Annotated in this window: 21 protein-coding genes; 10 read left to right on the top strand and 11 right to left on the bottom strand. The window is 69.9% G+C overall.

From position 1 onward, the window contains the following. The first annotated feature begins 171 nt into the window (after positions 1-171). The 5 genes from AAEP86_RS18580 (at position 172) to AAEP86_RS18560 (ending at position 4,597) form a co-directional block, all read left to right on the top strand. Positions 172-1,098, top strand: a complete 927-nt coding sequence (locus tag AAEP86_RS18580) for a sugar phosphate isomerase/epimerase family protein (protein WP_420368759.1) — start codon at positions 172-174, stop codon at positions 1,096-1,098. 127 nt (positions 1,099-1,225) lie between these two features. Next, positions 1,226-2,101 carry a sugar phosphate isomerase/epimerase family protein gene (locus AAEP86_RS18575; RefSeq protein WP_420368758.1) on the top strand — a complete coding sequence of 292 codons (876 nt, stop codon included), beginning with the start codon at positions 1,226-1,228 and terminating at the stop codon, positions 2,099-2,101. After that, the gene (locus AAEP86_RS18570) at positions 2,094-2,831 is read left to right on the top strand and encodes a nucleoside/nucleotide kinase family protein (RefSeq protein ID WP_420368757.1); all 738 of its coding nucleotides are present in this window, start codon (positions 2,094-2,096) and stop codon (positions 2,829-2,831) included. The genes AAEP86_RS18575 and AAEP86_RS18570 overlap by 8 nt, the downstream gene beginning before the upstream one ends. Further along, complete coding sequence (locus AAEP86_RS18565; protein WP_420368756.1) at positions 2,828-3,100, top strand: hypothetical protein; 273 nt, start codon at positions 2,828-2,830, stop codon at positions 3,098-3,100. The genes AAEP86_RS18570 and AAEP86_RS18565 overlap by 4 nt, the downstream gene beginning before the upstream one ends. Before the next feature lie 9 nt (positions 3,101-3,109). Next, on the top strand, positions 3,110-4,597 hold the full coding sequence (locus AAEP86_RS18560) for a sugar porter family MFS transporter (RefSeq protein WP_420368755.1): 1,488 nt from the start codon (positions 3,110-3,112) through the stop codon (positions 4,595-4,597). Positions 4,598-4,740: 143 nt separating this feature from the next. Here the strand turns inward: AAEP86_RS18560 and AAEP86_RS18555 are convergent, their stop codons facing one another. Beyond that, positions 4,741-5,166: a hypothetical protein gene (locus tag AAEP86_RS18555; protein ID WP_420368754.1), complete on the bottom strand. Its 426-nt coding sequence runs from the start codon at positions 5,164-5,166 to the stop codon at positions 4,741-4,743. 250 nt (positions 5,167-5,416) lie between these two features. Between AAEP86_RS18555 and AAEP86_RS18550 the strand changes: the two genes are divergently transcribed. After that, the gene (locus tag AAEP86_RS18550) at positions 5,417-6,166 is read left to right on the top strand and encodes a hypothetical protein (RefSeq protein ID WP_420368753.1); all 750 of its coding nucleotides are present in this window, start codon (positions 5,417-5,419) and stop codon (positions 6,164-6,166) included. Positions 6,167-6,169: 3 nt separating this feature from the next. Next, positions 6,170-6,436, top strand: coding sequence for a hypothetical protein (locus AAEP86_RS18545; RefSeq protein WP_420368752.1), 267 nt, complete (start codon positions 6,170-6,172; stop codon positions 6,434-6,436). Positions 6,437-6,982: 546 nt separating this feature from the next. On the opposite strand, the gene AAEP86_RS18540 is transcribed toward AAEP86_RS18545, so the two are convergent. Together AAEP86_RS18540 and AAEP86_RS18535 are read right to left on the bottom strand one after the other, a co-directional pair. Continuing rightward, positions 6,983-8,032 (bottom strand): methionine synthase, encoded by a 1,050-nt coding sequence (locus tag AAEP86_RS18540; protein WP_420368751.1) that lies wholly within the window; start codon positions 8,030-8,032, stop codon positions 6,983-6,985. Between the two features lie 37 nt (positions 8,033-8,069). Then, the gene (locus AAEP86_RS18535) at positions 8,070-9,050 is read right to left on the bottom strand and encodes a putative oxygenase MesX (RefSeq protein ID WP_420368750.1); all 981 of its coding nucleotides are present in this window, start codon (positions 9,048-9,050) and stop codon (positions 8,070-8,072) included. Positions 9,051-9,169: 119 nt separating this feature from the next. Here AAEP86_RS18535 and AAEP86_RS18530 point away from each other — a divergent pair, with 119 nt between their 5' ends. Then, a complete protein-coding gene (locus AAEP86_RS18530) occupies positions 9,170-10,111 on the top strand; it encodes a LysR family transcriptional regulator (protein ID WP_420368749.1) in 942 nt (313 codons plus the stop codon). Between the two features lie 143 nt (positions 10,112-10,254). Here AAEP86_RS18530 and AAEP86_RS18525 read toward each other — a convergent pair whose 3' ends face one another. From AAEP86_RS18525 to AAEP86_RS18500, 6 genes are all read right to left on the bottom strand, one after another. Further along, a complete protein-coding gene (locus AAEP86_RS18525) occupies positions 10,255-10,710 on the bottom strand; it encodes an anthrone oxygenase family protein (RefSeq protein ID WP_420368748.1) in 456 nt (151 codons plus the stop codon). A gap of 449 nt (positions 10,711-11,159) precedes the next feature. Continuing rightward, positions 11,160-11,375: a hypothetical protein gene (locus AAEP86_RS18520; protein ID WP_420368747.1), complete on the bottom strand. Its 216-nt coding sequence runs from the start codon at positions 11,373-11,375 to the stop codon at positions 11,160-11,162. A gap of 93 nt (positions 11,376-11,468) precedes the next feature. After that, positions 11,469-12,716, bottom strand: a complete 1,248-nt coding sequence (locus AAEP86_RS18515; protein ID WP_420368746.1) for an MFS transporter — start codon at positions 12,714-12,716, stop codon at positions 11,469-11,471. Positions 12,717-12,816: 100 nt separating this feature from the next. Continuing rightward, complete coding sequence (locus AAEP86_RS18510; RefSeq protein ID WP_420368745.1) at positions 12,817-14,682, bottom strand: adenylyl cyclase; 1,866 nt, start codon at positions 14,680-14,682, stop codon at positions 12,817-12,819. A 158-nt stretch (positions 14,683-14,840) separates the two neighbouring features. Then, a complete protein-coding gene (locus AAEP86_RS18505) occupies positions 14,841-15,581 on the bottom strand; it encodes an SDR family NAD(P)-dependent oxidoreductase (RefSeq protein ID WP_420368744.1) in 741 nt (246 codons plus the stop codon). Positions 15,582-15,689: 108 nt separating this feature from the next. After that, positions 15,690-16,223, bottom strand: coding sequence for a hypothetical protein (locus AAEP86_RS18500; protein ID WP_420368743.1), 534 nt, complete (start codon positions 16,221-16,223; stop codon positions 15,690-15,692). Positions 16,224-16,390: 167 nt separating this feature from the next. Between AAEP86_RS18500 and AAEP86_RS18495 the strand changes: the two genes are divergently transcribed. Continuing rightward, the gene (locus tag AAEP86_RS18495; protein ID WP_420368742.1) at positions 16,391-16,570 is read left to right on the top strand and encodes a Beta-galactosidase C-terminal domain; all 180 of its coding nucleotides are present in this window, start codon (positions 16,391-16,393) and stop codon (positions 16,568-16,570) included. A 179-nt stretch (positions 16,571-16,749) separates the two neighbouring features. Here AAEP86_RS18495 and AAEP86_RS18490 read toward each other — a convergent pair whose 3' ends face one another. Continuing rightward, positions 16,750-17,004 (bottom strand): hypothetical protein, encoded by a 255-nt coding sequence (locus AAEP86_RS18490; protein ID WP_420368741.1) that lies wholly within the window; start codon positions 17,002-17,004, stop codon positions 16,750-16,752. Continuing rightward, positions 17,001-17,225, bottom strand: a complete 225-nt coding sequence (locus AAEP86_RS18485; RefSeq protein ID WP_420368740.1) for a hypothetical protein — start codon at positions 17,223-17,225, stop codon at positions 17,001-17,003. Before AAEP86_RS18485 ends, AAEP86_RS18490 begins: the two co-directional genes overlap by 4 nt. 329 nt (positions 17,226-17,554) lie before the next feature. Here AAEP86_RS18485 and AAEP86_RS18480 point away from each other — a divergent pair, with 329 nt between their 5' ends. Continuing rightward, positions 17,555-18,130 (top strand): DUF2510 domain-containing protein, encoded by a 576-nt coding sequence (locus tag AAEP86_RS18480; protein ID WP_420368739.1) that lies wholly within the window; start codon positions 17,555-17,557, stop codon positions 18,128-18,130. Positions 18,131-18,161: the final 31 nt, after the last annotated feature.

Genomic DNA, 18,161 nt, shown 5'->3' with positions numbered 1-18,161 from the left:
ATCGATCCTCTCGCCCCACACATGCAGATCCGTGAAGTACTCGACCACCACGGACGACGCCATCGTACGGGAACGGAGCGGAAGCTGCACTACTTTCGTGTTGACGTAACGCAAAAGTAGGTCTAGTTTCGCTGAGGCACGGCGACGTGCCTGACTCCCGGAAGGACGACGATGTCTCCCACCACCCACCGCAGCAACCCGATCGGCGTCCACGCGCAGCTGTGGGGCCTGGGCTGGGAACCGGCGACGGCCGAACGTGCCGTCCGGAGTTCTGCCGAGGCGGGGTTCGACCTCATCGAGATCCCTGCGCCGCCGGTCGGTGGGGACCGTTTCGACGCCACTGCGCGCCTGCTCGCAGAGCACGGCATCGGAGCCTCGGTGTCGCTGGCACTGCCCGCCTCGGCGGACATCTCGAGCGATGACGACGACGCGGTCGGACAGGGCCGCGAGATGTTGCTGCACGCGGTGGGACTCGCCGCTGCCGTCGGTGCCGACTACGTCGGCGGCGTGACCTACGCGAAGATGGCGCTCTCGACGCGGCCGGTCACGAGCACCGGGCGGCGGAACGCCCAGCGGACCCTCGAGACCGTCGCCGAGGCCGCCGCGCGCCACGGGGTGACGGTCGGTCTCGAGTGCATCAACCGCTACGAGACGAACCTGCTCAACACCACGGCGCAGGCGGCGGACTTCATCGACGAGATCGGGGCGCCGAACCTCGCCGTCCACCTCGACACGTACCACGCGAACGTCGAGGAGCGCGACATGCGTGACGCCGTCCTCGGTGCCCGTGGCCGGCTCGCCTACATCCACGCATCCGAGAACCACCGCGGCGTCCTCGGGACCGGCAGCATCGACTGGCCCGTGCTCTTCGCGGCGCTGGCCGACGTCGACTACACGGGTCCGATCACCGTGGAGACCTTCTCGAACGCGGTCCTCGACGCACCCACCAGCGGCGAGCTCGGTCTCTGGCGGACGCTCTGGACGGACCCGACCGTCGCCGCGGACGAGGCCCGTCGGTTCATCGAGGTGCACCTCGCCGCGCACCGTGCCGACGTGCGGACGACGGAGCCCGCGACCCTCGACCCGGTCGACCGCTGAGCGCATCCCACCGGGCGCGCCCCGCCGAACGCGCCCCGACGGGTCGACCCTCGCATCCGCGACCACGCAGGGCCACGAGCCCCTGCTGAACCCCAGTACCTGCAGAACCCCGGAAGGAACCACCACCATGACGGTCACCAACAAGCTCGGCGTGCACGCGCTCGTCTTCGTCGGGAGCACCAGCGACGCCGAGGTCGACCACGCCATCGAGCACACGAAGGCGGCCGGGTTCGACCTGCTCGAGTTCTCGCTCCACGACGCCCACACGCTCGACGTCCCGCGGACGAAGGCGGCACTCGACGCGGCGGGCCTCGACGTGGTGACCTCGCGGGGGCTCGCCTTCGACGCGGACATCTCGAGTGAGGACCCCGCCACCGTCGCCCGCGGCGAGGAACTCCTCCGCTCGTCGCTCGAGGTGACGGCCGGACTCGGTGGGCGCCTCATGACGGGCGCGCTCTACAGCGCCTTCGGCAACTTCGGTCACGCGCTGACGACGCGCGGTCGGCAGAACGTCGTCGCCGTCCTCAAGAACCTCGCGACCGAGGCCGCGGACAAGGGCGTGTCCCTCGGCCTCGAGGTCTGCAACCGCTACGAGACGAACGTGGTGAACACGGCAGCGCAGGCCCTCGTCCTCGCGGACGACATCGGCGAGGACAACGTCGTGATCCACCTCGACAGCTACCACATGAACATCGAGGAGGACGACTACACCCGACCCGTCCACCTGGTCGGCGACCGGCTCGGGTACGTCCACATCGGCGAGAACCACCGCGGGTACCTCGGGAGCGGTCACCTCGACTTCACGAGCCTCCTGCACGCGTTGGCCGACATCGACTACCAGGGTGCGCTGACGTTCGAGTCGTTCTCGTCCGCCGTGGTCTCCGAGACGCTGTCGAACGACCTGTCGATCTGGCGCAACCTCTGGGACGACGGTCCCGCACTCGCTCGTCACGCCCACGCCTGGCTCGACACCGCACTCCAGGGGGTCCGTCCTCGTGCCTGAAGCACTGACCATCCCGACCGATGTCTCCGGTCTGCCCGAGACGGCACGAGCCGGGGTCGACGCACTCGCGGCACGCGCCCTGGGGCTGCTCGGCGACGACCGACGGATCGTGATCGGGATCAGCGGGAGTCCCGGCGCCGGCAAGACCACCCTCGCGAAGGCCGTCGCGGCCCGCGTCAACGAGCTCCGGGCTGCCGACGGTGGAACGGGACCGGTGGCAGCCCACCTGCCGATGGACGGGTTCCACCTCGCCAACGCGACCCTCGACCGGCTCGGGCGTCACGACCGCAAGGGTGCGATCGACACGTTCGACGGGTGGGGCTTCGTCGCCCTGGTCCGACGCCTGGCCGACGAGGTCGACCACATCGTCTACGCCCCGGCGTTCGACCGCGAGGTCGACGAGGGCGTGGCCGGCGGGGTCGCCATCGAGCCGGACGTGCGGATCGTGTTCGCCGAGGGGAACTACCTGCTCATCGACGCGGAGCCCTGGGGTGGCGCACGACCGTCCTTCGCTGAGACGTGGTTCTGCGAGACCGGCGACGGAGAGCGCCTCCGCCGACTCGTCGACCGGCACGAACGGCACGGGCGGACCCCGGAGGAGGCGGAGGCCTGGGCCACGACGGTCGACGGGCGGAACGCCGTGCTCATCGAGGCATCCGCGGCGTCGGCGGACGTGCGGATCTCGGGGACCGACGCATCGATCCTGTCCACGGGACGGACGGTCTCGTGAGCGCGTCGACCGGGCGGTTCGCGGACCGGGGAGCGCTCACGGTCGCCACCATGGTCGGAGCCGTCGCCGTCTGGCTGGCACTGGCGACGGTGCTCCCGTTCCCCACGGGACAGGCCGTCGTCGTCGGGCTGTCCGTCCTCGTCCCCGTCGGCACCGGTCTGCTCTGCGCGGCCTGGGCGCCCGAGGACACCGCCGGGTCGGGAGCCGGCACCGACACGGTGCGGTCGCGACCGAACATCCGCGACCATGATCACGAGCACGAAGGCTGAGGAGTCACGATGTCACACGGAGTGAGCGAACGAGAGAGCGCGCTGCCGCCGATCGAACGCACCGGACCACACCAGCGACGGCTCGGGCTCGTCTCGATCGTCGCCTGTCTCGGCGGCCTGCTGTTCGGGTACGACACCGGCGTCGTCAACGGCTCCGAGGGGCCGATGGCAACCGACCTCGGCATCAACCTGATCCAGCTGGGCCTGATCGTCGGGCTCCTGCCCTTCGGTGCGGCCGTCGGCGCGATCCTGTGCGGCAAGTTCTCGGATGCGATCGGCCGTCGGCGGGCGATCATCATGCTCGCCGTGCTCTTCTTCGGTGGTGTGATGCTCGTCATCTTCTCGCCCGGTGGCAACGGCGAGTTCTCGTCGGCCGGGTACGCCTCGGTCCTGGCGGGACGCGCCGTCCTCGGTCTCGCCGTCGGTGGTGCGTCGGCGGTCGTCCCGGTGTACCTCGCGGAGATCGCGCCCTACGAGATCCGGGGGTCCATCACGGGCCGCAACGAGCTCGCGATCGTCAGCGGTCAGCTCGCCGCCTTCGTCGTCAACGCGGTGATCGCGACGGTGTTCGGCACCGAAGGGCACATCTGGCGCGTCATGTTCGCGATCTGCGCCGTCCCCGCGGTCTTCCTCTTCTTCGGGATGCTCCGCATGCCGGAGTCGCCCCGGTGGCTCGTCAAGCAGGGGCGTCGCGACGAAGCCCTGGACGTGCTCCGGTCCATCCGATCGGTCGCGCGGGCCGACGAGGAACTGCGGCAGCTCGAGGGCGTCGCCGCCGAGGAGGCCACCGAGCGGGTCGGCCTCCGTGGGCTGTTCACGAACAAGTGGCTCGTGCGCATCGTGATCGTCGGCTTCGTGCTCAGCATGGTGCAGTCCCTGACCGGCATCAGCTCGGTGATGTTCTTCGGCACCCGTGTGCTCGAGGACTCCGGCATGACCGCGGAGCAAGCGGTGATCGCGAACATCTCGTTCGGGGTCGTGGCCGTGATCGGCGGTCTCATCGCGCTCCGTGCCATGGACCGCGTCGACCGCCGGAAGACCTTCCTCATCGGGCTCTCGCTCACCACGGTCCTGCACGTCCTCATCAGCATCGCGTCGGTCGCGTTCCCGGAGGGCAACGCGGCGCGACCCGTCGTCGTCCTCGTCCTCGTCGTGGCGTTCGTGCTGTCGATGCAGACCTTCCTGAACATCGCGGTGTGGGTGTGGCTCGCCGAGATCTTCCCGCTGCACATGCGCGGACTCGGGATGGGGATCGCGGCCGTCGGCGGATGGCTCGTCCAGGGTGTCTTCGCCCTGTTCGTCCCGACCCTGCTCGCCTCGGCCGGCATCGTCGGCACCTTCCTGATGTTCGCAGGATTCGGCGTGCTGTCCCTCGTGTTCGTCTGGCGCTTCGTGCCGGAGACCCGGGGCCGCACACTCGAGGCGCTGGAGCAGGACGTCACGACCGGCTCCATCCACGTCATCACCAAGTCGCAGCGGACGCGAGCCGTGCGGTAGACGTCCCACCGGACGGACGGGAGGCGCGGTGCCAGCTGGCACCGCGCCTCCCGTCCGTCACCGGGCGCGCTCGGACCGCACGTCGCCACCGCCGGTGCCCCTGCCGCGCAGTGCCGAGGGCGCCCGCGCACTCGCGCGGCCGGTCACGCCGGCGGGGTCGTCCCCGCGCCCTCGGTGTCGTCCGCACCAGCCGGACCCGTGCCGGCCTGGTCGAGGTTCTCGTGCGGATCGCCCATGTCCCCGGTCGCGTTGCCGGCGGGGGACAGCCCGAAGTGCTTGCGGACGGCATTCGCCTCGGTGGGGGACAGGGTCTGGCCGACTCCGAGGGTCGGTGCGCCCTTGATCGCGCTCTTCGTGTACCCGACGTGCAGGTCCGTGCCGTCGAACGTGGCGTCCTCCACCGGGACGAGCGCGTGGTGACTCCCGAGCAGTCCGGTCGAGACACTGACGAACGCAGCGCTGCCGTCCTCGTAGGAGGGGAACACCTGCGCCACCTTGCCGACCGACGCGCCGTCGCGGTCTCGGACGGTCGCGCTCTCGACCTCGTGGATCTTGCTCTTGGTGATCATGGGCGTAGTCAACGCCCTCCCGCCTGACGCTCCGCGGCGGAGCATCTTTCTGCGAGTCGGAATCTGAGTCCGGAGCAATCCAGGGGCGAGGTCATGGCACTCCCTCGCCCCATTCGATGGATCCGCATCGAACACGCCCGGCGCAGGCCCGGAGTTGCACATGTGAAGTATCAGTGAGTTGAATGCTCTCCGTCGGCATCGATGCCGACAAGCGAACCGGCGTCCGGGCCGGAGAATGAGGGGAAGGTTCATGAAACTGTCGACCTGTGGACGGCTCGCCTCGATTGGCGCAGTCTGCGCCGTCGTTGCCACCTCCGTCTTTGCTGCCACGCCAGCCAACGCCGCGGCGACGCCATCCGCCGCCAGCGACGTTGCTGCTCCGCGAACGCAGTCTGCAGTCTTGTCGGCCATCCGAAGCGACCTTGTTGCTTCCGGAGCCTGGTCTGACGTCGCAGCCTTCGATCACCTCAGCGGTGAACAGCGGCACGAGCTCGCCTCGTACTTCTTGGACCCGGCCGTTGCGTCCGCCGCATTTGCCGCTTCCGACGAGAACGTGCTCGGACCTGAGACGGTTCGCGCGAGCGGGGACTTTGAGTGGGGAGAAGTGGAGCCGTCGGCGGCCGCGCAACATGAAGATGGCGTCGGCGTGGGGACCAGGGCGGCATCGCGGTCGTCTTGGGGTACACAGTGGTTCGCCTTCGCTGGGATCAGGCTCACCGAAACGAAGGTTTCGATGTCGTACGAGTACAGCGGTACCACGGCGAGGAAGTTGCTCGGTTACTCGTGCACCGTCGTCAGGAACGTGCAGCCGTTCACGCAAGTGACGACGTCCAAGAGCAGCGGCTACATCAGTGGTGGACAGGCCACGGCGAAGTGCAAGGTCGTCGTGAAGCGTGGCGTGCCGACCCCGTGGGGAACGATTGCCTGGAGCACCTACTCGGCGATCCAGCGGCTCAGCGCCAAGGGAAACGGCGCGATCACGTTCAACCGCTGGGAGTGAACGATGACGACTCATGTGGAGGAGGAGATCATGAATCCACTCGTTCCGACGGCGCTCGATGGTGTGCTGACGGCAGTGTCCATCGTCGCGCTGTTCCTCGCCTTTTCAGGGTTCATCGCGCTGATGCGATCTCAGACGATTGGTGGCTGGCGTTTGTTCGCATGGGCTTTCGTCGTCCTCCTCGTTCCGATCGTGGGACCGGCAACGTGGTTCGTGGCTCAGCATCGCGAACGCTCGATCGAGTCTCGGGGCGGCCGCTCCGACTCGTAGGCAAGTCCGAGCCGATGTCCGAGGTTCGCACCGCGAGATGAGGCGGAATCCGCTCAAGAGCTCCGAGCACTGGCGTGCGTGTCGTCGTACGGCCGGCGGCTGGCGCACCGTCCGCGTGAGCTGGCAGCAGGAAGGGTCATCGGTCCGGATCAATGGGAAATTGCGACCGTACGAGATGGTCGGACGCCTGGCTCGAGCGCACGCACGGAAATCGAGCGGCCGGAGCGGTCATCGAGAACACAGCCGAACTCATCGCAGTGGTTCACTCGCTCGCGAGGCCCTTCGTGTGTCTGACTCGATCGCCACGGCGCTCATCGAGCAGGATGTGCGGTCGACCTGCGACGGCTGATGACCGCACCGGTGCCCGTCGTTCGGACTGTGACCCGCCGAGCGAGGGCGGCAAGGGCGACATCACTTCGAACGAGTGCCGTCGGCCGGACCGCAGCCGCGCCTCCAGGCCTGATCAGAAGCCGCGCACGGGTGGATGAAACACGAACGGCGGCTCTCCTCCTTTCGGAAGAGAGCCGCCGTGGTGTCTCGCAGTGGTCAGTGTCCCGACGGAGCGGCGGCGCCGACGAGTTCGGCTCGCACGATGTCCGCACCGGCGGAGAGTGCGCCCAGCTTCGCCAGCGCAGCACCTCGCGCCAGCGGTGCCATCCCGCAGTTCGTGCTCGGGATGAGCTTGTCCGCGTCGACGAACTCGAGCGCCCGACGGAGCACCTCGGCCACTTCCTCCGGCGTCTCCACGGTCTCGGTCGCGACGTCGATCGCCCCGAGCATGACCTTCTTGCCGCGGACGAGCTCGACGAGTTCCAGCGGCACGTGCGAGTGGATGCACTCCAGCGAGACGATGTCGATCGACGACTGCTGCAGGAGCGGGAACGACTGCTCGTACTGCCGCCACTCGGCGCCGAGCGTCTCCTTCCACTTGTTGTTCGCCTCGATGCCGTAGCCGTAACAGATGTGCACGGCGGTCTCGACACGCAGGCCCTCGGCAGCGCGTTCGAGCGCGGCGACGCCCCAGTCCTGCACCTCGTCGTGGAAGACGGTGAACGCGGGCTCGTCGAACTGGATGACGTCGACGCCGGCGTCCTGCAGCTCGCGGGCCTCCTGGTTGAGGATCGTGGCGAACTCCCACGCCAGCTTCTCGCGGCTCTTGTAGTGCTGGTCGGAGAGGGTGTCGATCATGGTCATCGGGCCGGGGAGCGCCCACTTGATCGGACGGTCGGTCTGCGCGCGCAGGAACGTCGCGTCCTCGACGAAGACCGATTTCGGGCGGCTGACGGCACCGACGACGGTCGGGACGGCCGCGTCGTAGCGGTCACGGATGCGGACGGTCTCCTTGCGCTCCTGGTCGATGCCGTCCAGGTGCTCGATGAACGTCGTGACGAAGTGCTGGCGCGTCTGCTCGCCGTCGCTGACGACGTCGAGCCCGGCACGCTCCTGCTCGTGGACGGCGGCGCGGAGCGCGTCCTGCTTGCCCTCGGCCAGGGCGTCTCCGTCGAGCAGCCAGGGGGACCAGAGCCGTTCGGGCTCGGCGAGCCAGGAGGGCTTCGGCAGGCTGCCGACGATCGAGGTGGGCAGGAGGGTGCTCATGCGGGTGTGGTTCCTGTCGGTCGACGGGGGAAGGGGATCAGCGGGAGGGGACGGCGGCACCGGCGGCCCACCGCGAGAGGAGTGCTCGGTGCGGCGTGACGAGGTGCTCCTCGGTCCAGCGGCCCTGGGTGACGCCGAGGCGGCTCCGTTCCTCGCGGTCGTACGTGACCGGAGGCACCGTGAAGTCCGTGTGCGCCAGGCTCGGGCGGTACGTGCTCGGGGCGACCGTGTCCGCGTTGTAGATCTCCGGTCGGTAGATCTTCTGGAACGTCTCCATGGTCGCGATCGTGCCGATGAGCTGCAGGTCCGTGTAGTCGCTCACGAGGTCGCCGCGCGTGTAGAACGCGAGCGGCGCCTTGCCGCCCGGGGGCATGAAGTACCGCACCTGCATGCCCATCTTCCCGAAGTAGTCGTCGGTGAGCGAAGAGTGCTCGTGCTGGTACTCGGCGCCGAGGACGGGGTGGACGGTCGCGGTCTGCTGGTACGTCTGGCTCGTGGAGACGCTGATGCACACGACGGGCTCGGCGCTGAACTGCGAACGGAACGCGTCCGACTCCAGGAAGCGCTGGAAGAGCTGCCCGTGCAGCTGACCGAAGTCGGCCGGGATGCCGGCGCTGGTGTCGAGGGTCGGCAGCAGGACCGCGAAGTCGTAGTCCCGCAGGTACGAGGAGAAGTTGTTGCCCAGGATGCCCTGGTGGCGCTCGCCGGTGTGCTGGTCGACGATCGCGACGTCGAGCATCTCGAGCAGGGGGAACTCGCCGGCCACGCCCTGGTCGACGAAGTGCGCCGTGACCGAGACGATGTCGAGCTCGACGCGGTAGCGGTCGCCGTCAGCGCCGCCCGATGCCAGGTCGTTGCTCCGACGGTCGATCATCGCGAGGGCGTTGCGGAGGTTCTGCTGCCGCTGCTCCCCGCGCGCGAGGTTGGCGAAGTTCGTCGTCAGCCGGGAGCTGTCCGAGGGGGAGTAGTCCTCGTCGAACTGGGTCCTGGTGGTGCTGAACGTGAGGTCGTTCGCCATGGTCGCACTCCGTACGTTGAGCGGCCCGGAGGCTCGGTGGAAGGTGTTCCACGATCATGCCGGGGAACGGGAGCCATCAGGTAATACGCAGACGCTATGCGCTGGTATAGCCTGCGGCTATGGCCCGGGTCTCGAACGACATCACGCTCCAGCAGCTCCGGTACTTCATCGAGGTCGCCTCCGAGGGCTCGATCAGCGCCGCAGCCGACCTGCTCTACGTCGCGCAGCCCACCCTCTCCGCGGCGATGAAGGACCTCGAGACGCGGATCGGGCGCCCGCTCTTCACCCGCTCGGCCCGGGGCGTCGTGCTCACCGTCGACGGCGTCGAGTTCCTCGGGTACGCCCGGCAGGTCGTGGAGCAGGTCTCCCTCCTCGAGCAGCGCTACGTCGGTGGGCAGGCCTCGCGTCGGCTGCTCGGGGTGTCCGCCCAGCACTACTCGTTCGCCGTCGAGGCCTTCGTCCGGATGGTCGAGGCAGCGGCGGCCGACGAGTACGAGTTCTCCCTGCGTGAGACGCGGACCTGGGACATCATCGAGGACGTCCGCACCCTGCGCAGCGAGGTCGGCATCCTCTACCGCAACGACTTCAACCGGCAGGTGCTCGGCAAGCTCCTGCGGGACGCCGGCGTCGTGTTCACCCCGCTGTTCGTCGCGCAGCCGCACATCTTCGTCGCCCGGCGGAACCCGCTCGCGTCACGGCAGCGCGCGACCCTCGACGACCTCGCCGACCTGCCGCGGCTGACCTTCGACCAGGGCGCGAACAACTCCTTCTACCTGGCGGAGGAGATCCTGTCGACGATGTCGAGCAAGCGCGAGATCCGGGTCTCGGACCGCGCGACGATCTTCAACCTCATGATCGGCCTCGGCGGCTACACGATCTCCACGGGGCTCATCAGCGACGACCTCGACCCGGAGATCGTCGCCATCCCGCTCGACGTCGACGAGCGCATCGAGATCGGCTGGATCGCCCACGCCTCGGTGCCGCTCACCGTGCAGGCGCAGGCGTACCTGGACGAGCTGCGGGCCGTGGTCACCGACTACGGCGTGGAACTGCTCGGATAGGCGGCGGGTGACTGACGCGGGCCGACCGCGGGTGCGGTGACCAGCCTGGAGGCGCGACCTGCGTCCGTCAGGTGGGTCGCGCCTCCAGACGGTCGCCTCGCACCGCCGCGGCGGCCTACCCGGTTCCGTGCCGGCGGGACGGATCAGCCCAGCAACTGCACGAGTGCGATGGTGAAGAGCAGGAACGCGACGACGGCGGCGCTCGAGCGGAGCACGTCGATGCGCTCCCACCTGGTGACGGTCCGCTTCCAGTCCGCCGGGGGAGCCGCCGGGTCCCAGTCGTTGACACGGATGTTGATCGGCACCGTCCCGAGGAACGACGCCAGGACGAACGTCACGAGCGCAGCCGTGGCGGCGACGCGCCAACCGAGCCCGTCGGCCGTCCCCGCGACCACGAGGAGCGCGACGGACGACAGGACGGCGGGCACCATGAGGATCGGGACGACGACCTTGAGGGACCGCACCATCGCGATGCGCGTGCGGACGTGGACCTCGTCGGGCAGCGCGGACATCGCCGGCTGGACACCCCATCGGACGATGAGTTCCTCGCCGGCGAGGAGCCCGACGAGGACCAGCTGGACCACGAGCAGGACGCTCACCGGACGGCTCCGGAGACACCGGCGACACCGTGCCGACGTCTTGTCGTCGGCGGCTGCTCGACAGGGCCGACTCGACGGCGTCGGCGGGATGGTGCCGCCTGCTCGGGATCGCTGGCACGGAAGGTGCGGATGCGGGTCACGTGTCCTCCTCGGGGATGGTGCCAGTGTCACCGGACACGCTGACGCGGCACTGACGCGGCACTGACGCGCTCGACCGGGGTGGCAGGCCGATGTCGTGTCCGTCGCGCGGTCGGTCAGCGCGGCGGACCGACGCGGCGCTGCTCGACGGAGGCGATGGCGAGGAGGACGAGGGCGACGAAGAGGATCGGGCCGCTCAGCCGTCCCAGTGTGTTGCAGTCAGGAGCCTGCGCGATGGCTCCGCGTACGCGGCGCCGCCGTTGACCGGACACCCAGATGCGGATGCCGGTGGCGCGGTGCGGGTGAGGCAGTCAGAAGCCGCGGCGGTAGAGCCACTGGAAGACGAACACCCATGCGACCAGGACGACCAGCCCGATCCCACCGACCCACTTCTCGGCCGTACCGCCGTCGGACAACGCCCAGCAGCACGGCAGGGCCAACAGGCCGGTCCCGACCGCGATGGGGATGCGGTACGCCGTCGTCCACGTCTTCGTGGCGGGGCGGTCCGGGTCATCGAGGTTGCTCATGGCGCGAGCGTAAGTGCCCGGTGTGGCGTCCGGACGGCCACGGCCAGGAGATGCGGTGTCACGCACGGCGAATGCATAGTCGCACGTCGTCCTCTATCGGGCCATGTCCGTTCGCAGGGGAGAACACGCAGCCACGACGACGGCGACGGCGAACACGAGCGTCACCGCGAGCAGCGCGATGCCGTCCCCGGCGACCGTCATGAGGGCGCCACCACCGACTGCGCCCACTGCTGCGAGCGTGCGGTTCGCGCTGCGCATCGTGCCGTTCGTGCGGCCGAGGAGGGCGTCAGGTGTGACGAGCTGGCGGAGGCTCATCTCGTTCGCGTTCTCGCACCCGGCAGCGACGCCGTGCACGGCGAAGGCGCCGAACAGGACCAGGACGACTGCCAGCGGCGGTGCGCCGCGGAGCCCGAGTGTCGCGAGCGTGATGGCGGCCCATGCGATCAGGTAGGCGGCTCGTGCCGCGATGATCGTGCGGCCGGCACCGAAGCGAGCGCCGAGGCGTGGCGCAGCGGTGGCGCCGACGAGCATCGCGACACCGCTGACGGCGATGATCGCCCCGTACACGACCGCGGGCAGCGCGAGGGTGCGGAGCGCGAGGGTGGCGAACACCGTCAGGCCTGCGGCGTTCGCGAGGAACCAGAGGTGCGTGGACAGTGCGAGCGGCTTGAGCACCGCGTGACCGTACGTCCACCGCAGGCCCTCCGCGATGTCGCTCCGCAGCCTCGTGCCCGCCGGACGCGCCGGCTGCTGCTCGTCGACGCTCACCCTGGCGATCAGGACGGCATCGACGAAGTAGCTCAGCGCATCGAGTGCGATCGCGACCGGTGCCGTCACGAGGCCGACCAGGACCCCACCGAGGGCCGGGCCCACCGTCTGCGCCGCCGCGTCACTCTGGTCGACCCGCGCGTTCGCCGCCAGGAGGAGCGGGCGGGGAACGATCCGGGGCAGGAGCGACTGGGTGGCGGCGAACCCCACCACGGACAGGATGCCGAAGACGAACAACGCCGCCGCCGTCACCCAGAGGTCCAGGAGCCCGGTCAGCCAGAGGAGCGGGATCGCGCCCAGGCACAGCCCGCGGCCGACACTCGCCCAGATCAGCAGCGGTCTCCGGCGGAAGCGATCGACGTAGGCGCCGACGATCAGCCCGAAGAGTGCGTACGGGAGGAACTGGGCAGCGTTGACCAGGCCCACCTCGAACGGAGTGGCATGCAACACCGTCACCACGAGCACCGGTACGGCGACCGCGCTCACCGCTGACCCGAACGACGAGACGGTCGCGGCAGACCAGTACGAGCGGAAGCCGGGGACCCGACGCAGCGTGGTCACGTCGTCCCCCATGCGCCAACGCTGGCAGACCGCGACGCCGCGGGCAAGGAGCTCGGTCCGTGCGACGGCCCCCGGAGGGACTCCGAGGGCCGCCGCACGTGGTGAGCCGACGCTACTGCGCGACCCCGTTCGAGTACGTCGTCACCGTCTGCGGCAGTCCGCTCACGGCCCCCGTCGCCGCCGGGCCCTGCCCGTTGACCACGTGGTCGATCGTGCCCGCGTTCGGGTTGAGCGCCACGGTCGTCATGTCGTGCAGCACCACACCCGGTCGGTCCGGGACCTCGAAGGACTGCGTCGCGTGCAGGGACGGGTTGACGTTGGTGTAGATGTAGCTGCCGAGGCCCCACGCTTCGTGCGTGCGGACGGAGTCGGCCACCTTGTACGCCGCCCACCCGTTCACGGTGCCGTGCCGCCAGGCGGCCTGGTCCGGAGCGTCGTAGGGCAGCTCGTTCTGGAAGAACACGGTGCGACCACGTTCGCCGTTCCACACCACGTTGTACTTCTGGTAGTGCTCGACGAACAGGCCGGTCGCGGTGACGTCGTCGCCGTTCACGACCACACCGGTGTCGGCGGTGTTGACCGTCCACCCGACCGAGCCAGCGACGCCGTGGTCGGCCCGCCAGGCCCAGATGTCGTCGAGGATCGTGTGGTCGGAGTTCACCTCGAGGCTCGTCGTCGCCTTGCCGACGTGCGGGCCGCCGATCCGGAAGAAGACGTCCTGCAGTGCGGTCGGGTCAGCCGCGCTCGCGACGTGCGGGCCGCCCTTGTCGTGGCCGGTCCCGACGCGGAGCAGCGTTGGCGAGTTCACCGTGCCGGCGTCGAAGGTCAGCCCGGCGATGTCGACGCCGCGCACGTCGGCGACCGTCATCGGTACGGCGCCGTTCTGCGCGGTGAGGGTGGCCAGGCCGAGTCCGAGGACGACCGTGTCCGCGCGCTTCACCGCGATGCTCTGCGCGACGTCGTACACGCCGGGCGTCACGAGGAGGTTCTTGCCCTGCGCGAGCGCGGAGTTGATCTTCGCGATCGGGTCGCCGGGGTGCGCGACGAAGAAGCTGCTCATCGGGAGCGAGGTGCCCGGTGTGTGACCGTTCGCCCAGCTGGTGCCGACCGAGTCCGTCTGCGCGCTCGGCACGAAGACGCGGTAGTCGCCGCGCGCGTCGACGTACAGGTACGGCTTCTCGCGGGAGACCGGCGTCGCCGTGAGCGTCGTGTACGGCTGCTGCGGGAACGCCTGCGCGGGTGCGTTGACGTCACCCGAGAACACCTGGTTCCACACGCCGTTCGACCAGCCGGCGCCGAGGTCGGTGTTGCGGACGTAGAACTGCTGCTGCGAACCGTTCAGCGCGCCGCCCTCGAGCTCCGAGTCGGCGACGAAACCACCGCTTGCGTAGTTCGGGCTCTCGCAGTACGGCATGAAGGTCGTGTAGTCCTTCACGTCCACGCGCCGCATCGGAGCCGCTTGGGACACCGCCCACATCTCGTTGCCGGTGTGGCAGGCGTCCGCGGTGGGCACGACGTGGATCGTGACGTTCGACACGGAACGCCAGAAGGTGTCGAGCGAGCCGCTGCCGTTGCGCCCCGTCGCCGTGACGCCACCGTTGATCGTCACGCCCGAGGGGTCCTGCCCGAGGCCGTCGACCTCGGTGTAGTAGCCGACGCGGACGTCGAGCGGGTTCGCTGCGGAGCCGTAGGTGCCGGGCTCGAACAGCAGTGCGTAGCGAGCAGTCCCCATCTCGTTGTCGACCTGCTGGTCGTAGATCGCGTCGATCTTCGCCTGGATGTCGGCCTGCGGCATCTCGGGCGAGAAGACGAGGACGTTCGGGCCGAGGTCGGTGGTGGGCGGTGCCGGCGGCGCGGCCGCGGCGACGTGTGCCGGGCCGAGGACGCCGAGCGCCGCGGCGCTGACGACCGCGGCTGCGCCGAGGACACGGCCCGCGGTGCGGGGCGTCCTGGCAGGTGAGGGGGTGGAGGAGTGCACAGTGACCTGCTTCCTTGCAGATGCGTGGCCGCTCGCGCACGCGCGAGGACGTCGCTGTCCTCGGGGTGCTCGTCGACGGCCGCCTGGATTGGCTGGGAGGAGCGTAGCAACGACCTGCGACGAAGGAAGCATGCTTCGCGCAGCGGTGCCGACGGGTGTCACGTCAGTTCGGGGTACAGGTGCGCCAGGGGCGAGGAGAGCCCCGACCGGATGCGCTTCGTGAGGTCGTCCCCGAGTATCTCGAGCGCATCGTCCTCGTACTGGTCGTACGCCGTCCGGACGACGTCAGCAGGGTCGTTCAACCCGGGCATGCCCGGTAACAGCGTCGTGATCATCGGCGTGTTCGTGTAGGTCAGGAACAGGCCGACGACCCGGACCCCGTGGGGGAGGAGCTCCAGGCGGACCGCGTTGTCGGCCGCCCAGAGCGCGGCCTTCGAGACGCTGTACGACCGCATGCGGTGTTCCCATGCCGCAGCCGAGTGGACCGTGAGGACGGTGCCCCGGCCCCGCGCGATCAGGGCCGGGGCGAACGCGCGCGCGATGTGCAGCGATCCCCAGAGGTTCGTCTCGACGACGTTCCGCATCGCGGGGAGGTCGCCGGTGAGGAGCGCTTCGCTGACGGCGACCCCGGCGCTGTTGACCACGATCGTCGCGTCGCCGGCAGTCGCCGCCGCGGCGATCACCGAGGCCTCGTCGCGGACGTCGACGACCACCGGGACGATCCGAGGGTCGTCCCACGCACGTGGTTCGAGCGTGGCGCCGTAGACCCGGGTCGCACCCCGTTCCAGGGCCTGCGCCACGAACTCCCGTCCGAGTCCGCCGTCCGCTCCGGCGACGAACAGGGTGGCTCCGGCCAACGGTACGGGGCGGGGGAGCGGGGCAGGCTGGGTCGAGGTCACCCCGCATGGTCAGGGCACACGTGGCCGGACGTCATCCGTGGGATCCCGGAGCGCTGGGACGACCGGCGACGCGTGTGCGAGCGGAGGGCATCCGGCGGCCGCGTCGGGTCAGCCCTTGTGCTCGGTGCCGTCGGGGTTGACGACGTACCAGACGCCCTTGACGCCCTGGCCGGCGGTGTCGCCGGGCTTCTCGTCCCCGGCGAACGTGTAGATCGGACGTCCGTCGATCGTGACCTGCGGCTTGCCGTCCACACCGGTGATCGTGCTGACCTTGCCGGTCACTCCGTCGACGGTCGGCGTGGTCGACGTCGACTCGACGGCCGGCCACGCCGCTGCGCACTGGCCGGTGCACGTGCTCTTGCCGGAGTTCGCGGTGTCCGCGTCGAAGTAGTAGGCGGTCCGACCGGCGCCCGTGACGACGACGGTCCCGAGGGAGGAGGACGCGGTCTTCACGGTCGCGCCGGTGGCCCCGCTCGACGGGGCAGCGGAACCGGAGGACGACCCGTAGGCATCGCTCTGCCCGGCAGCCGACGTGTGCGTCGCCGCCGGCGACGAGCTCGAGGCGGACTGGGCGGAGCACCCGGTCAGCGCCAGGCCGGCGAGCGAGGCGACCGCCAGGGTGAGGATGAGGTTCGAACGCATGATGCCTTCCGTGGGCGGACCGGTGTCGCGGACGTCGCGAGTGTCGGGCGGGCCGCCGTCACCCGGAACGACGTCGCAGCAGGCCGGATCGTTCACACGAGTCCGGATCTCGTCTGGAGGCGCGACCTGCGTCGGCTTCACGGCGTCCGCAGGCCGACACCCAGTCCGTGTCGAGCTCGGTGAACGGTCGGGGCGAGACCGTGCACGTGGTGCACAACTGGTCGTGGACGCCGAGCACCTTCACGGTGCCGACGGACGCGGAGGACGTGCTCGGGGGCGACGGCGTCGCCCCCGGTGCCGAGCTGGCGCTCGGGGCGTGGGACGTGCGGGTGCTGGCTACGCGGTAGGCCTCACCGCCTGGCGGACGGGAGGCGCGGTGCGGGCTGGCACCGCGCCTCCCGTCCGAGGGGATCGGCCCCGGACCACGTGGCTGCGACCGATCGCGTCGCCGCGAGCGGGCTGCGGCCCCGCGTCCTCCGCGATCACGTTCTCGGCCGCGGCCCTCGTCCGGGGCAGCTCCACGCGATCACCGACGGGCGACAGCCGCTGCAGCCTCGCTGATCGTCGTTCCCGGGTGGGTTTCCCGGTAACGGCGGACGTCACGTGCGCGGACCGCGCCTGGCCCGACCGGCGTCGTCCCGATGATGCTCGGCCCGGACGCCGCGAAGCACACGGCGGCGATCGCCACCATCCCACCAGCGGAGTTGCCGAACAGCGCGCAAGCACCGATCGCGGCGGCCGCGCCCCCGATCGTGACGAGGGCACGGGACCGCGGTGTCACGAGAAACACTTCTGCTTCACCGCTGCGATCCCCAGCAGCTCCGCGCCGAGCGCGGCGGCAGCGCCACCGAGTGCCCTGATCTTCTCCCACGTGAAGGGCGAACCGAGGTCGTCGGCAGCAGCGTGCGCCGGAGGCGCGGAGAGCATCGATGCGCTGAGCCCCACGGCGAGGACCGCCGCGACGGCGAGGCGTGCGTCGGTCACGTTGAGGTGCGATGTCATGGCGAGCGTCCTTCCCCTCCGACTCCCCTCGTCGGAGTGGTGAAAGTTTGCCGGTGATACGTCAGATACTCAAGGTCTGGGGCGAGCCCCGACGGCGTCGCCGCACCTCGGTCGTCCTGACGAGCAGCCGAGGCACTCGAATCGACGATGCTCCCGCAGGAGTCCAGCTGGCCGAGGGTGTCGCTGTCCGGGTGACAGCCGGCGCGCGCGTCGCCCTGCGTCGCCACGAACCTGAACGACCGGTCATCTCCGCACCGCGCCCGACCGCGCCGCGCTGCTCTACGTTCGGGAGAGGGGCCGTCGCTCCCGCTGACCCCGAGGAGTGCCTGATGTCGTCCACGACCCCGCCAGGCTGGTACCCGGACCCGTCCGGCCGACACGGCACGCGGTGGTGGGACGGTGCCGGGTGGACCGAGCACGTGGGGCCGCCGACGTCGCAGGTGCCTCGTCCTCGCATCCCCGACGAGACGCCGACCGCCACCGTGTTCGTGTGGCTGCTGGCGCTGCTCCCGCTCGTCTCCCTGCCGGTCGCGTTCCTGTACCAGCCGCACATCCAGTACGAGGTCGTCGGCCCCGGCGGCTACCGCACCGTCGACCCGCGCTCGGTGTACACCGCCGGGTACTTCCTGCTGCAGGGCTTCAGCGTGCTCGTGTACGCCGCCGGCGTCGTCCTGGCCTTCCTCGACCACCGTGTGCTGCGGCGCCGGGGCGTGGTGCGGCCGTTCCCCTGGCCGTGGGCGTTCCTGTCCCCGATCGTCTACCTGATCGGTCGGTACGTGGTGGTGCGCAAGGTCGCACCGGGGCGGCCGATGTGGCCGCTGTGGGTCGGCATCGCGGTCGTTGCCATCGGGTTCGTGGTCGGGATCGGCAGGGCCGTGGTGCTGTTCCAGCAGCTGGTCCCCTAGGTGCCGGTCCGGTCCGGTCGGGTCGGGTGCC

Origin of the sequence: Curtobacterium sp. L1-20 (genome assembly GCF_048755855.1) — a bacterium.
GTDB lineage: Bacteria > Actinomycetota > Actinomycetes > Actinomycetales > Microbacteriaceae > Curtobacterium.
Note: the sequence above shows the minus strand (reverse complement) of the source record. Positions and strands in the feature narration are given on the sequence as shown.

Bases quoted from the DNA above. Each gene is read 5' to 3' on its own strand.
- AAEP86_RS18580 (WP_420368759.1), top strand. From the start codon at position 172: ATGTCTCCCACCACCCACCGCAGCAACCCGATCGGCGTCCACGCGCAG.
- AAEP86_RS18575 (WP_420368758.1), top strand. From the start codon at position 1,226: ATGACGGTCACCAACAAGCTCGGCGTGCACGCGCTCGTCTTCGTCGGG.
- AAEP86_RS18560 (WP_420368755.1), top strand. From the start codon at position 3,110: ATGTCACACGGAGTGAGCGAACGAGAGAGCGCGCTGCCGCCGATCGAA.
- AAEP86_RS18555 (WP_420368754.1), bottom strand. From the start codon at position 5,166: ATGATCACCAAGAGCAAGATCCACGAGGTCGAGAGCGCGACCGTCCGA.
- AAEP86_RS18550 (WP_420368753.1), top strand. From the start codon at position 5,417: ATGAAACTGTCGACCTGTGGACGGCTCGCCTCGATTGGCGCAGTCTGC.
- AAEP86_RS18545 (WP_420368752.1), top strand. From the start codon at position 6,170: ATGACGACTCATGTGGAGGAGGAGATCATGAATCCACTCGTTCCGACG.
- AAEP86_RS18540 (WP_420368751.1), bottom strand. From the start codon at position 8,032: ATGAGCACCCTCCTGCCCACCTCGATCGTCGGCAGCCTGCCGAAGCCC.
- AAEP86_RS18535 (WP_420368750.1), bottom strand. From the start codon at position 9,050: ATGGCGAACGACCTCACGTTCAGCACCACCAGGACCCAGTTCGACGAG.
- AAEP86_RS18530 (WP_420368749.1), top strand. From the start codon at position 9,170: ATGGCCCGGGTCTCGAACGACATCACGCTCCAGCAGCTCCGGTACTTC.
- AAEP86_RS18520 (WP_420368747.1), bottom strand. From the start codon at position 11,375: ATGAGCAACCTCGATGACCCGGACCGCCCCGCCACGAAGACGTGGACG.
- AAEP86_RS18515 (WP_420368746.1), bottom strand. From the start codon at position 12,716: ATGGGGGACGACGTGACCACGCTGCGTCGGGTCCCCGGCTTCCGCTCG.
- AAEP86_RS18500 (WP_420368743.1), bottom strand. From the start codon at position 16,223: ATGCGTTCGAACCTCATCCTCACCCTGGCGGTCGCCTCGCTCGCCGGC.
- AAEP86_RS18485 (WP_420368740.1), bottom strand. From the start codon at position 17,225: ATGACATCGCACCTCAACGTGACCGACGCACGCCTCGCCGTCGCGGCG.
- AAEP86_RS18480 (WP_420368739.1), top strand. From the start codon at position 17,555: ATGTCGTCCACGACCCCGCCAGGCTGGTACCCGGACCCGTCCGGCCGA.